Source organism: Streptomyces sp. NPDC048636 (assembly GCF_040650655.1).
GTDB lineage: Bacteria > Actinomycetota > Actinomycetes > Streptomycetales > Streptomycetaceae > Streptomyces.
The window spans coordinates 437499-451514 of record NZ_JBEZHR010000004.1; the positions used below are offsets into that span (position 1 = coordinate 437499).

Here is a 14016-nt window from a genome sequence, read left to right on the forward strand (position 1 = left end):
GGTGATGGGTGGGGCAGGACGCTTGCGTGTCCCGGTCGGGGCCGACGCGGGCCGGTGGGTCACGCGCGCGGGCTGCCGTCGGGTGCTGTTCGTCGTACACAATGTGACGTCCGCGACGCGCCTGCTGGATGTACTCCCGCTGTTCCACAGCGATCTGCGGGTGCAGATGTTCGCCACGTGCACGGGGTCGTCGCCCTTCCTCGCCGGTGTTCCCGAGCTACTGGCCGAGGCCGGGTTGCCCGTACTGCCGTGGGAGCAGGCCAAGGACACCACGTTCGACCTGGTGCTGTCCGCGAGCTACGGGGGCGAACTCGAGGCGCTCCGCGGTGAGTTGGTGATCTTGTCTCATGGTGTCGGATACAATAAGAGGCTCGCGACACCGGACACCGGACACCGGACACCGGACACCGGACACCGGACCCCTGCCCCGCTGTTCGGCATGTCACCGGAGTGGCTCCTCAAAGACGGGCGTCCGATCGCGACCGCGACCGTGCTGTCCCATCCCGAACAGCTGGAGCGGCTGAGCACATCCTGCCCGGAGGCGGTGTCCACCGCGGTCCTCGCCGGAGACCCATGCCACGATCGGATCCTCGCCGCGCTCTCCCAGCGTGACCGCTTCCGCCGCGCCCTGGGTGTCGCGCCGGGCCAGCGACTGATCGTCATCAGCTCGACCTGGTCACCCCGTTCGCTCTTCGGCGGCACCACGGCGGAAACGGAAACCGGGCCGCGCGAGGAGGGGGATCGGCTGTACTGGCTGCTCTCCCGTCTGGCCTCCGAACTGCCCGTCGACGAGTACCGCACCGCCGCCGTCCTGCACCCCAACATCTGGTACGGCCATGGCGCCGGACAGGTCCGCGCATGGCTGGATACCGCCCGCCGAGCCGGCCTCAGTGTGATCGATCCACTGGAGGGGTGGCGGCAGGCGCTCATCGCGGCCGACTGCGTCGTGGGTGACCACGGCAGCGTGACGTACTACGCGGCGTCCATCGACACTCCCATCCTCCTCGGGGCCTTCCCCCAGGAGGACTTGGACCCGCGCTCCCCGGTGGCCGCCCTCGGCCGCACGGCACCCCGGCTGCTGCGCCGGGGCGGTCTGCGGGAGCAGATCGAGCGCGCCATCGTCGATCACAAACCCGGCATGTACGAGGAACTGGCGGCACAGACCAACTCCTCGCCGGGGGAATCGGCCCTTCTGCTGCGCCGCCTGTGCTACGAACTGCTGGGGATATCCCAGCCCGACAGCCACCCGGCGCTGCTCGACCCGCTGCCGCTGCCTCCTTACGAACCGGGGCGCCGCACCGCCCCGGTCCAGGTGCTGACCCGGGTGACCGGAAGCGATCCGGCTCAGGTGACGGTGGTCCGCTTCGCCGGTTCCGACGGCGAGCCCGGTCCCACGGAGGACGATGCCGCGCTCCTCGACGCGGGGCACACCGTGGTGGACGAGGACACACGGGACGTGGGCCGACTGCGGATCGCGGATGTTGTCGTGCGGCGGGGATCCGCGGACGACCCGCGGATCGGCCCGCCCACCGCGTGGACCTCGGAAGCGCTCGCGCGGTACCCGCATTGCGGGCTCGCAGCCTACGTCGACGGGACGGACCGCTGTGTGGTCCGCACCCGCGGAGGGACCGTCATCCGGCTGACCGCGGGCGCGGACCCGGAGGGACGGCCGGACCTGTGCGATCCCGCTGTGTACGCCTCCGCGCTCTACGCATGGATCACCGGTGGAGGGAACTCACCTCGTATCCCCCAAGAGATCATCGTGCGGACGGGCGCCACCACCCACCGGGCTTCCCTCGAACCCCTCGCACCACCCCCGCGGCGCTGAGCCCGAGCGGTCTCATCCCGCCAACTCGGCCAGCCGTGCCCGTACACGGTCGAGCCCTACGTGGTCCCCGCCCCGGTCATAGAGGGTGGCGGCACTGCGCAGATCGTCCGCCTCCCGCCCCGGCTGCCCCAGGAGGCGGTGGCACCGGGACCTGAGCTCGGTGGCATCGGCGAGCTGCAAGGCCGCTCCCTCGTCACCCATAGTGGCGATGGCCTTGTCCAGACACACCCGGGCCTGGTCGGCGTCGCCCACCTCCACCTGCGCCTCGCCCAGACTCATATACACCCGGCCCTCGTTGTAGCGGTCGCCACCGGGCAAGGCCCGAAACTGCGCAAGGGCGCCGTTGAGACGGTCGGCGGCCTCGGTGACACGCCCCTGACGGCTCAGCGCGCGGCCCAGGTGATGGTCCAGCAGTGCCCGGGCCCGGGGCAGATCCCGCCACCCGTCGTCTCCCTGACGGATACGGCCCAACAACTCCCGGGCGTCCTCGAAACACCGCTGGGCATCGGGGTACCGCCACCGCTTGAGCCGTAGAAGCCCCAGAGCCTCGACCGCGCTCGCCTGCCCCCTCGGATGTCCGCACGCCTCGTCCGCGGCCGCCGCCTCCAGAAGGGCGCCCTCCGCGTCGTCCAGCCTCCCCAACCCCATATAGGCGAAGGCGAGTTGCACCAGAATCCGTCCCACCGCGCGCGGGTCACCGAACGCGGCCGCGCCGCGCCTGGCGGCCTCGACTCCCCGCAGATGTGTGTCGACCCAACTCTCGTGGAAGCCCAGCCTCAGATGCAGACCCCACATCGACTCGCACAGCTGCCAGACCAGGTCGTCGAAACCGTACTGCTCGGCCGCGCGGACCACCGCGGCGAGGTTGTCGCGCTCACCACGCAACTCCTCCAACGCCCGCTTACCGTCCCCGGCTTCCCGCCGCTCCGGCAGGACGAGTCCCGCGTAGGCCGGACCGAGCCGCCAGCGCAGGGGCATCACACGGAAGTCGGCGCCCGCAGCGAACCGCAGATACCCGACGGCCACCCGGCGCACCCCGGCGGCCATCCGACCGTGTCCGTCCTCGGTGGCGGCGCGATCCCGGGCGAACGCACGTGACACGTCATGGAACCGATAGCGTTCCTCACCCACCTCCTGAAGGAGGTGCACCCCCGCGAGATCCTCGAGCAGCTGCCGCGCCTCGTCCTCGCCGACACCTGCCGCGAACGCCGCGCATCTGACGGTGAGGGTGGGCCACGGCCACACCGCGACCGCCCGATAGAAGGATGCGGACCGGGGAGCCAGCTCGCGGTAGGCGACATCGTGCGCGATACGCACCGGATCGGCCCTGTCCCCCGCCTCCCCCGGAGCGGCGTCCTGCATCGCGGTGCCCTCCTGCTCTCCGCGCCGGATCCGTTCGGACAGCTGTCGGGCGACGGTCTCCCATGCCAGATGCTCGCGAACGGCCAGCCGCGCGCCCGTGGTGCACACGGCGAGCGGCATCCCGCCGGTCCCCTCGGCCACGGCCCGGACGCCGCCTCCCGCGGCCGCCGCCCGCTCCTGTCCGACGATGCGGGTCAGCAGCCGTACCGAGTCGGTGGTCGAAAGCGGCGGGAGGGTGAGATGCCGGGCTCCGGTCTCGGCCACCAGACGGTCCAGCCGACGTCTGCTCGTCACGATGACCAGACACCCCTGCGCGGCCGGAAGCAACGGCAGGACCTGGGCGTCCGAATGGGCGTTGTCGAGCACGACCACCATGCGCCGGCCAGCCGTACAGTCACGGTAGAGATCCCCTTGGCGCGCCTCATCCCCCGGCACCTTGGCCGACGGCACCCCGAGCCGCTCCAGGAAGCGCACCAGCGCCTCCGACGGTGCCAGCGCCGTGGCGGCGGACGCACCCGCCAGATCGACATGCAACGCACCGTCCGGGAATCTCTCCTCCAGGGCATGCGCGCAGTGCACCGCGGCAGCGGTCTTGCCGATGCCGCCCGGCCCGGTCAGCACAATGATGGTCGGGGCACCCCGCCGAGGGTCCGCTCCGTCCAGCAGCCGCGTGACCGACGCCAGGACATCCTCCCGGTCCGTGAACGCCGCGGTGGTCAACGGCAGCATCCGCGGCCGTGCGACGCCCGGGATGACCACCCGCTCAGCCGTGGGCGCCAGCCATGCCGCCTCCCGGGCCCACTGAGCCACCGCGTCGGCGAACTCCGGGGAGCTGCGGGCCGCTTCGGCCAGCCGTAAGGCAGCGGTCCGCTGCTCGGCGTCGGTGACGGGGAGCGTGGGGGGCCGTAGTTCGCCATCGGCCGCGGAGGTGGCCGCTCCGTCCTCCTGCGAGCGCGCCCGGCTCAGCAACCCGTACAGCGATTCCGACGCCCGCCGCCCCATCTCCCCGCCCGCCCCGGACAACGCACCCGAGGCGACCGTGCCGACGGCCGAGAGCACCATCCCCGTGAACGGTTCCACGCCACACTCCCCCAAGTTCGCCGCAGCACTCATCGTATAGGCCGGGCCCCGCCCGCGAGCGCCGCTCCGCACCTACTCCGGTATCCGGAATCCGCCGATCTTCCGCTCGAGCAGTTCGGCCAGCCGCAGCGGGGTGTGGTCCTCGAACATCGGACCGATGAGCTGCACCCCCACCGGCAGGCCCTCGGGAGACCGGCCCGCCGGTATGGCGGTGGCGGGCAGGCCGGGCATGGTGGCCAGACCGGCCCACACGAGCTGGTCGAAGTAGGGGTACTCGACACCGTCGATATCGAGCCGCCGCTCCCTCGGATCGGGGTGGTGGTCGTGCGGGAACGCGGGAGTGGGCGTGATGGGACACACCACGGCGTCGAATCCGGCGAAGAGCCGCCGCCAGCCGTGGCGGTGGAGCTCGCGACGGCTGTTCGCCTCGATCCAGTCGCGGTGGTTGAACGCCATGCCGCGCAGCCGCGCCGCATCGAGACTCCGGTCGTCCGCGCCCAGCCCGGCCGCGCGGGTCCGCAGCTGCTCGTAGGCCTCGACGGGAAAGCGCGCGACGGAGCTCGAGAACAGCAACTGCGTGTAGAGCAGCGCGGCTTCGGTCAGATCGGGCAGCAGCGGAGTGTGCCGCTCTACGTGGGCGCCCGCGTCGACAAGCGCGGCGGCCACCCGGTCCACGCCCGCCCGCACGGCGGACCCGGTCGGAATGAGCGGATGCTCGTCGAGGACCAGGACCCGGAAGTCGCGGAGCCGCTCGTGGCGCGCGGGCGGCAGCCTCAACTCGTGCGCCACGCCGAGCGTCAGCGGGTCCGGTCCGGCCATGACGTCGAGCAGGAGCACGAGGTCACGGGCGGTGCGCGCCATCGGACCGACGACGGCGAGATCAGGGGCGGTCGGCAACGCCGGGGTGGTCGGCGGGACCATACCGCGGTCCGCCACCAGCCCGAGTGTCGGCTTGTGCGCGTAGACACCACAGAAATGTGCGGGGGTGCGCAGGGAACCGGCGAGATCGGAGCCGATCGACAGCGCGCCGAACCCGGACGCCAGGGCCGCCGCCGATCCGCCGGAGGACCCGCCCGACGTACGCGCGTGATCCCACGGGTTGTTGGTGGTGCCGTACATCTCGTTGAAGCTCTGCACATCTTGCAGCCCGAAGGGCACATTGGTCTTGCCGAGCACCACCGCGCCCGCCGCCTTGAGCCGCCGCACCTGCTCCGCGTCCTCGGCCGGTATGAAGTCCCGGTGCTCCGGTATGGCCCAGGTCGTGGTCAGCCCGGCGATGTTGTAGGACTCCTTGACCGTCACCGGAACGCCGAGCAACGGCCGGTCCTCGCCCCGGGCGCGCGCCTGGTCGGCATCGCGCGCGGCGGCCCGCGCACGGTCGAAGTCCGGCACACAGATCGCGTTGATCGCCTTGTCGTCCCGCTCGATACGGGCGATCGCCTCTTCGGTCAGTTCCACCGAGCTCACTTCACCGGCGCGCAAGGCAGCCACGAGCTCTTCGGCCGTCTGAAAGATCCATTCCATAAATCCGACCGTAACGGCCTCCCGAGCAGGCCATAAAACACCATTTCGCACAACCGGACGGGCCGCGCCGACCGGCCCGTTGACGCCCTGTCCCGCCCACCGCCCGGTCCGTCGTTTGTCTACACGGAGGTAGACGGATAGCCAGGTGAAGTGTGGACTCTGCGCTATCGCCCATGTCTCCCATCGGGACAACACTCTGTGGACGCGCGCTCATACGCGCGTCCGGACAAGGCTCCGGGAACAGCGAAAGAGGAACACATGCGGCTTCAAGGGATCGCGAGGAAGGCTCTCGTGACCGGCATTGCGGCAATGGCACTGGTCGGGATGAGCGCCGCCACGGCGGCCGCCGGGACCAGCGTCAGCGCCAAGGGCGAGCGCGGTGCGGCGTACTTCCAGCACAACGGAGACAAGCTGACCGTCTACGACTACAAGAAGGACGGCTGGGGAGTCGAAGGCGAGGTCTCCTGGAAGTCCGGCGGGCGGTGGCGCTCCGCCAACGTGAAGCCCGGCGGTGGCGGCCAGCACGCCTCCCAGAGCTTGAACATCAAAGAGGGTACGGAGATCCAGCTGATCCTCTTCTACATCGACCCGGACGGCGCCTACATCAACGGACGGGTCCACACCGGCAGGGCCTGAATCACCTGAGACAACCGCGACCTGGGCCGCCCCGAACACATCGGGGCGGCCTTGTGTCGTTCACGCCCGGCCGTGGCCACCTGACACCGAGGTGGCCGCCACGTCCGTCCGCCACTTCGGGCACGCCGCCGCGGCGCCGCCACCTCGGGCGCCCGTGGGAGGTCACCGACCTGTGGACCCGGTCTCAAAGTTTGAACACAAATTACACACATCCCCTCTACATGCTGGCCCCGATGGTCTAGATTGACCGTGCTTCAGCTGTTCGGGCACGAGGCGACCGGTAACGATCTATAGATCCGGCGCTGGAGAAAGCCAGCAGTCCCATCCCCGTGCCATCTGTGGGGATGATCAATTCTTGGAGCCCGAGAGGGGGCCCTTGGGTGTGGGGAGCACCCGAGGTTTCGACGGGTTCCGGTGCACCTCGAGAGCCTGGCGGTGGGCGCGTCTGCCTGTCGCCAGGGTGGGTGTGTGTGGCGAACACGTCGAACCACTGGGACCTGGGGGGGTTCTGTGCGGCAAGGGGGATTAGTCAGCCCGTTTTCGTCGGCGCGCGGGCGTCCGGCGAACGGGGCAATCAGCCAGCCCGCCATCGAATGGGAGCAGCGGTACCGCCGTACCGTGATCACCAGCGACACCGTGGCCACCGCCTTCGTGGTGGCGGCGATCGGCAACTTCTTCGGGGCCCGGGACGCGGCCAACTGGCATGAGAAGTGGGGGATTCTGGCCTTCGGCACCGAGCTGCTGGTGCTGGGGGCGCTCGCGGTCACCCGGTCGTGGGCGCCGGCCGTGCTCGGCCAGGGCGCCGAGGAATTCCGCCGGCTCGGACGCTCACTGTTCGCGGCGACCGTCGTGCTGGCGCTCGGCGGTATCGCCCTCACCTCGCGCAACATCAAGCTCTGGATCTTCGTCGCGATCCCCGCGATCGCGCTCATCACCATGACCGCGCGGTATCTGCTTCGCCTGTGGCTGCACAAACAGCGGAAGGAAGGACGGTGTCTGCGACCGGTGCTCGCCGCCGGGAGCGTGGCCACCGTGGGCGATCTGATCACCCGGACCCGTAAGTTCCCGCACCTGGGCTGGCGGGTGGACGCGGTGTGCACGACGGACGGTCTCGGGCTCGACGCCGACCGGCTGGACGGAGTGCCGGTCGTCGGCCAACTGGCGGACGTCGCCGATCATGTGCGCCGGGACGGCTACCGTGTCGTCGCGGTGACACCGGACCCGCACTGGTCACCGGACCGGCTCCAGCGGCTGGCCTGGAACCTCGAGGGCAGCGACGCCGAGATGGTCGTGGCCCCCGTGCTGATGGAGGTGGCCGGCCCGCGGCTGCATATCGACGCGGTGCTCGGGATCCCGCTGCTGCGGGTCAGCATGCCCACCTTCACCGGTGGCCGCCGGGCGGTCAAAGGGATTGTGGACCGGATGGGCGCGGCAGTCCTGCTGATGCTGTTCGCGCCGCTGATGGTGTGCGTCGGGCTGCTCGTGCTGATGGACAGCCGGGGTGGGGTGTTCTACCGCCAGCGCAGGGTCGGCAAGGACGGCCGCGAGTTCACCATTCTCAAGTTCCGCACCATGGTGGCCGGGGCGGACAAGGCACGTGCCGGGCTGGCCGCCCGTAACGAGGGCGCGGGTCTGCTGTTCAAGCTCCGCCGGGATCCGCGGGTGACCCGGGTGGGAGCGGTGCTGCGCCGGTACTCGATCGATGAGCTCCCGCAGCTCTTCAACGTACTCACCGGATCGATGTCGCTCGTCGGGCCGCGGCCCCCTTTACCGGAGGAGTCCGCCGCGTACGGCCCGGACATCCGGCGGCGTCTGCTCGTCAAGCCCGGACTCACCGGCCTGTGGCAGATCAGCGGGCGCAGCGACCTGTCGTGGGAGGAGGCGGTCCGGCTGGACCTGCGGTACGTGGAGGACTGGTCGCTCGCGCTCGACACAGTGATCTTGTGGAAGACGCTGCGTGCGGTGGTCTACGGGCAGGGGGCCTACTGATGCGCGGAGGGCTGCGGCGGGGCGGTCCCCCCGGCGCGCGGATCGCAGGCCGCAAGGGCCTGCCTGGGGGGAGGAACGGGTGATGAGAGTCAGCGTTTTCGGGCTCGGCTACGTGGGCTGTGTGTCGGCCGCGTGCCTGGCCAGCATGGGTCATGAGGTCATCGGGGTGGATGTGAACCAGGTGAAGGTCGACCTGGTCAACGACGGCAAGGCCCCGGTGGTCGAGGAGCGGATCGGCGAGCTCACCGCCGACGTGGTGTGGACCGGGGCGTTACGCGCCACCGGCGATGTCCGCGAGGCCGTCATGAGCAGTGAGGTGTCGCTGGTCTGCGTGGGTACGCCCTCGGAGCCCAACGGCAGCCTGTGCACCACGTACTTGGAGCGGGTCACCGAGCAGATCGGTGCCGCGCTGGCCGAGGGGCCTGGGAAGGGGCGCCGGCACACCGTCGTGTTCCGCAGCACCATGCTGCCGGGCACCTGTCTGAACCTGCTGGTGCCGATCCTGGAGAAGTACGTCGGCGGCACGGCCGGAGTGGACATCGGGGTCGCGGTCAACCCGGAGTTCCTCCGCGAGGGCACCAGTGTGCGGGACTTCTTCGATCCGCCCAAGACCGTCATCGGCGAGCTCGACCGGGCGAGCGGCGACGCGGTGATGGCGCTGTACGACGGGTTGCCCGGTGAGGTGTTCCGGGTGCCGGTCCCGACGGCCGAGGCGATCAAATACGCGGACAACGCGTTCCATGGCCTCAAGATCGGCTTCGCCAATGAGCTGGGCGCGGTGTGCCAGGCGCTCGGGGTGGACTCGCACCAGGTGATGGATGTGTTCCTGGCCGACCGCAAGCTGAACGTCAGCCCCGCCTATCTGCGGCCCGGCTTCGCCTTCGGTGGCTCCTGCCTGCCCAAGGACCTGCGCAGCCTGGTCCACGCGGCGCGGCGGGCCGATGTCTCGGTGCCCATCCTCGCCCATGTGCTGCCCTCCAACTCCGACCATCTCCAGCGCGCGGTGGAGATGGTCGAGCGCACCGGCAAGCGCCGGGTGGGGCTGTTCGGGCTGTCCTTCAAACCCGGCACCGACGACCTCCGCGAGAGCCCGCTCGTCGAGCTGGCGGAGAGGCTCTTCGGCAAGGGGTACGACCTGCGGATCCACGACGCCAATGTGAGCCTCTCCCGGCTGATCGGCGCGAACCGCGAGTACATCGAATCCCGGCTGCCGCACCTGGCGCAGCTGCTCGCCGACTCCGTCGACGAGGTGCTCGACCACGCCGAGGTGTGTGTGGTCGGGACCAGGGACCCGGCCGTGCTGTCGGCGCTGCCGCATGGCGACGGTCCGGTGATCGTCGATCTCGTCCACCTTCCCGACGCCGACGCGCGCCGGGCCGAACCGGGGTACATGGGCCTTGCTTGGTGACACATCGTTCGGTGATATGACCAGGGGCTCCGGGCCCGCCCGGCGCGCGCTGATCCTGGTGGAGAACCTGTCGGTGCCGTTCGACAGACGGGTGTGGCAGGAGTGCACGACGCTGCGCGACGCGGGCTGGGAAGTGCACGTCATCTGTCCCCGGGGGGAGAAGCGGGACACCGAATCGGAGGCGGAGATCGACGGGGTGCGGATCCACCGCTACCCGTTGCGCGCGGCCACCGGAGGACCGGCCGGCTACCTGCGGGAGTACGGATCGGCGCTGTGGCATACGGCCCGGCTGGCCCGCAAGGTCGGCCCGGTCGATGTGGTCCACGCCTGCAACCCGCCCGACCTGCTGTTCCTGCCCGCTCTGTGGCTGAAGCGGCGCGGCGCGCGGTTCGTCTTCGACCAGCATGACCTGGTACCCGAGCTGTACCTCTCCCGGTTCGACCGCGGCGAGGATCTGCTCTACCGCGCCGTGTGCGCGCTGGAACGGCGGACCTACCGGGCCGCGGACATCGTGCTCGCCACGAACGAGAGCTACCGGGACGTCGCGGTGCGCCGTGGTGGAAAGCGGCCGGAGGACGTCTTCGTGGTGCGCAGCGCGCCCGCGATCGAACGGTTCCAACCGGTGCCGCCCGAGCCGGAGTTGAAGGGGGGAAAGCCCCATCTGCTGTGCTATCTCGGCGTCATGGGCCCGCAGGACGGTGTCGACTACGCGTTGCGGGCCCTCGCGAAGCTGCGCGACGAGCTCGGGCGGACCGACTGGCATGCGGTGTTCATCGGCTCCGGCGACGCCTTCGACGCGATGGTGGAGCTGTCCGGTCGGCTCGGCCTCTCGGACCAGGTGCAGTTCACCGGGCGCGTTCCGGACGCCGACCTGGTGCGCTATCTGTCCACCGCGGATGTGTGCCTCTCCCCCGACCCGCGCAATCCGCTCAATGACGTATCGACCATGAACAAGGTCCTCGAGTACATGGCGATGGGCCGGCCGATCGTCTCGTTCGACCTCCGGGAGGCGCGTGTCTCCGCCGGTGACGCCGCCGTCTACGCCGCCGCCAACGACGAGGCGGAGTTCGCCGGGCTGATCGCGCGGCTGCTCGACGATCCGGAGGAGCGGGCCCGGATGGGCAAGGTCGGCCAGGAGCGGATCAGCGGACGGCTTTCCTGGCGGAACTCACAGGTCTCGCTGCTCGCCGCCTACGCCGCCGCCTGCCGTGACCACACTCCGGTGTCGGCGCTCGCCCCGGTCCGTACAGGGAAGAGGCAGCGCAGTTGAGTGAGGACGCCATACGCCTGGTCACGATCGGGCGGATGTTCCGTCGGCGCTGGAGGCTGCTCGCCCTCGTCGCCGTGCTGGGCGGGCTCGTCGGCTATGGCGCCTCCCTGCTGTTCCCGCCGAGTTACACGACGTCGACGTCGGTACTGCTGGCGGGGCAGTGGGAGGAGCGCGAGCTGCTGACCCAGGCCGAGATCGCGGCCAGTTCGGCGGTGGTCGACCGCACGGCCGCCACGCTCGGCTGGAGCGGTGTCAGCGGCGGTGAGCTGCGGGACCGGGTGAGCGCCAAGGCCGCCGACGGGAACATCATCAAGATCTCGGGTTCGGCCGAGACCCCGGAGCGCGCACAGCACCTCTCCGACGAGGTGGCCCGGCAGTTCGTCACCTTCGCCGCGCGGATCGCGGGTGACAACACCGACTCCGCCGCGGCGGAGGGGCCGGACGCGCTGCGGGAGCAGGTGGCGCAGACCAACCGCAGCATCACCGACCTGGCCAACGCGGCCGATCCCGGGCGGACCGTCGAGGGCGTCCAGGCCCGCACCGAGCTCGAGAAGCTGCGCACCACGTTGCAGGAAGCCATGAAGAAACTGGACGAGGCCGACCCGACGACCAACAAGGCCAATATGGTCGTCATGGGCCCGGCGGCCCGGCCGACCGGCGAGGCACCGCCGACGAGAACGCAGTTCACCGTCGCCGGGGCGCTGCTGTTCTTCCTGCTCGCGGTCATCGGCCATCTCGCCGCCGCACGGGCGAGCCGTCGGCTGAGCACCGAAGCGGAGATCGCCGCGGCGTTGGGCTCGACGCTGCTCGGCACCGTCGACGTGGCCGGTGAACGGAGCGCGCACCGGCCGCGAGCCCGTGGCCCGCGCGGCTGGATGCGCCGGCTGCTGGGCATCGACACCCGATGGGATCTGCCGACCCCTCAGCCCTCCGGTGGCGAGGCGGCCGGACAGCTCCGCTACCGGAGGGTGTGCGGTCGGCTCCGGAACCAGCTGCCGGGCCCCCGGCGGCTGCTGGTCGTCGTACCGGAGGGCGACGAGATCGCCCGCCGGGCCGCCGGACAGCTCGTCGCCGAGGCCGACAGCGATCCCTCCCCGACCTCTTCGGGCAGGGGCTGCCCCATGCTGCGGATGGTGGAGGTCTCGGTGTCCCGGCCACTGGTGCCGGACCGTGGCGCCGAGTCCGGTGCCCTGGTCGTGCTCAGCGCGGGCAGTTGGACCGCGGCGGAGCTCACCGGTATCGCCGAGGCGTGTGCGGACGGCAGGCATGAGGTCGTCGGCATCGTCATCGCCGGCCCGGTCCGGGCCCGTCCGGCGCGGGCGGCGGGCCCTTCCCCGCGGCACGCCGCGCGGGTGGTCGCGGTGGGCGACGACGCGGGGGGAGGCTCACTGTGACGACGGGCAGCACTCCGGAGTCGTCGGCGGCCACTCCGCTCTTCGATCTCCAGGCGCTGGTGGTGGCGGTGCGCAGACGCCGCCGCCTCTGGTGCTCCCTGGCGCTGCTGGGGCTGCTGGCCGGGGCGGCGATGGCGGTCCTGTCGCCGCCGCCACCGTCCGCGGTGACCAAGGTGCTGGTCGCGCATCAGGACGATCAGCCGAACGACACCGGAACGCTGATCCGTACCGATGTCGAGCTGCTGGGCACCACACGCATCGCCGACCAGGCCCTGAAGGCCCTCAAGTCCCCCGAGGACCCGGAGGACTTCATGGCGGACTACCGGGGTACCGGCCTGACCAACAATCTGCTGCGGATCGATGTGACGGGCGGCAGCGACGCGGAAGCGGTGGCCCGGGCCAAGGCGCTGGCCGACGCGTTCGTCACGGACCATGTGAAGCGGATCCGGGAAGCCGCGAAGGCCGAGTCCAAGGCGCTGCTCGCGCAGCGTGACCGGATGCGGGACGAACTCGTCAAGGTCAACAAGTCGATCGGAAACCGGTCGCCGGACAGCGATCCGCGGGCGTCGGCGAGCATCGAGTCGCTCTTCGCCCGCCGCGCCGAGCTCAACGCGCGTATCTCCGACTTCGACCAGCGCGCCGAGGAGGCGCGTATCGGCACGCCCAAGCTCATCACCGGCACACAGATCGTGGACGCCCCGCGCGCGGTGCGGTACTCCCTGCCCAAGGCCGCGGTCACCAACGCCGGGATCGGGCTCGTTCTCGGGCTTGTCCTCGGGCTCGCGGTGGCGGCGGTCGGCGCGGTGGTGGCGGACCGTCCCGTGCTGCGCCGGGAGATCGCGGCGAACCTGGGCGCCTCGGTCATCGCGGAGCTGCCCCACATACCGCGCGGGCCGACCGGGCCGTGGCGGCGCCGACGGAGCCGGGCGGCACGGACAAGGCTCACCACGACCCTGGCCCGTACCGTGCGCGGCTCCACGGAATCGGTGTCGCTGCTGGAACTGGGCTGTGCGCGCGGTACGAGCGTGATCGCCCTGGATGTCGCCAGGGCGCTGGCGGAGGACGGGCCGGTGGTCGTCGTCGACGGTCTGCCCGGCCCACAGCTCGCCAACAGCCGCCGGAAGCCGGGAGATCCGGAGGTGGTCGGCGGCGAGCGTGCCACGGCCGTATCGCCTCAGGAGCGCCGGCTCGGCGTCGGCTCGGTGGCGCCCGGCGCGGCATGGACCGACCTGCCGTACCTCGGCACGGAGACCGTGCTCGTCGTGCGCGCCGGGCACGGCAGCGCCGCATGGCTGCACACCGTGGCGCGGCAGCTCGCGGACCAGTGCGTTCCGGTGCTCGGTGTGGTGCTGATCGACCCCGATCCGCGGGACCGGACCGACGGCACGCTGTGGGACGGGCTGCATATCGCGCTGCGCGGCCGGAGCGAGCGGCCGACCCGGGAGAACGTGATGGGCCGGCCGCGGACGGAGCGGCCTTCGAGGGCGGTACGCGTCCCGTACAGCGACCAGGAGGCGAGGTAGGA

The 14016-nt window shown here is 70.9% G+C and carries 9 protein-coding genes; 7 read left to right on the forward strand and 2 right to left on the reverse strand.

Annotation, left to right across the window (positions count from 1 at the left end):
• Positions 1 to 4: 4 nt before the first annotated feature.
• Positions 5 to 1828 (forward strand): hypothetical protein, encoded by a 1824-nt coding sequence (locus tag AB0C66_RS14680; protein ID WP_362437389.1) that lies wholly within the window; start codon positions 5 to 7, stop codon positions 1826 to 1828.
• A gap of 12 nt (positions 1829 to 1840) precedes the next feature.
• Here AB0C66_RS14680 and AB0C66_RS14685 read toward each other — a convergent pair whose 3' ends face one another.
• Positions 1841 to 4270: a tetratricopeptide repeat protein gene (locus tag AB0C66_RS14685; protein WP_362437206.1), complete on the reverse strand. Its 2430-nt coding sequence runs from the start codon at positions 4268 to 4270 to the stop codon at positions 1841 to 1843.
• Between the two features lie 72 nt (positions 4271 to 4342).
• Positions 4343 to 5794, reverse strand: a complete 1452-nt coding sequence (locus tag AB0C66_RS14690; RefSeq protein ID WP_362437208.1) for an amidase — start codon at positions 5792 to 5794, stop codon at positions 4343 to 4345.
• Positions 5795 to 6085: 291 nt separating this feature from the next.
• Between AB0C66_RS14690 and AB0C66_RS14695 the strand changes: the two genes are divergently transcribed.
• The 6 genes from AB0C66_RS14695 to AB0C66_RS14720 all read left to right on the forward strand — a co-directional run bounded on the left by AB0C66_RS14695 (position 6086) and on the right by AB0C66_RS14720 (position 14014).
• A complete protein-coding gene (locus tag AB0C66_RS14695) occupies positions 6086 to 6430 on the forward strand; it encodes a hypothetical protein (RefSeq protein WP_362437210.1) in 345 nt (114 codons plus the stop codon).
• Between the two features lie 510 nt (positions 6431 to 6940).
• On the forward strand, positions 6941 to 8419 hold the full coding sequence (locus AB0C66_RS14700; RefSeq protein ID WP_362437212.1) for a sugar transferase: 1479 nt from the start codon (positions 6941 to 6943) through the stop codon (positions 8417 to 8419).
• Between the two features lie 82 nt (positions 8420 to 8501).
• A complete protein-coding gene (locus AB0C66_RS14705) occupies positions 8502 to 9827 on the forward strand; it encodes a nucleotide sugar dehydrogenase (RefSeq protein ID WP_362437214.1) in 1326 nt (441 codons plus the stop codon).
• Positions 9817 to 11097 carry a glycosyltransferase family 4 protein gene (locus AB0C66_RS14710; protein ID WP_362437216.1) on the forward strand — a complete coding sequence of 427 codons (1281 nt, stop codon included), beginning with the start codon at positions 9817 to 9819 and terminating at the stop codon, positions 11095 to 11097. Before AB0C66_RS14705 ends, AB0C66_RS14710 begins: the two co-directional genes overlap by 11 nt.
• Positions 11094 to 12491: a Wzz/FepE/Etk N-terminal domain-containing protein gene (locus tag AB0C66_RS14715; protein ID WP_362437218.1), complete on the forward strand. Its 1398-nt coding sequence runs from the start codon at positions 11094 to 11096 to the stop codon at positions 12489 to 12491. Before AB0C66_RS14710 ends, AB0C66_RS14715 begins: the two co-directional genes overlap by 4 nt.
• Positions 12488 to 14014: a Wzz/FepE/Etk N-terminal domain-containing protein gene (locus tag AB0C66_RS14720; protein WP_362437220.1), complete on the forward strand. Its 1527-nt coding sequence runs from the start codon at positions 12488 to 12490 to the stop codon at positions 14012 to 14014. Before AB0C66_RS14715 ends, AB0C66_RS14720 begins: the two co-directional genes overlap by 4 nt.
• Positions 14015 to 14016: the final 2 nt, after the last annotated feature.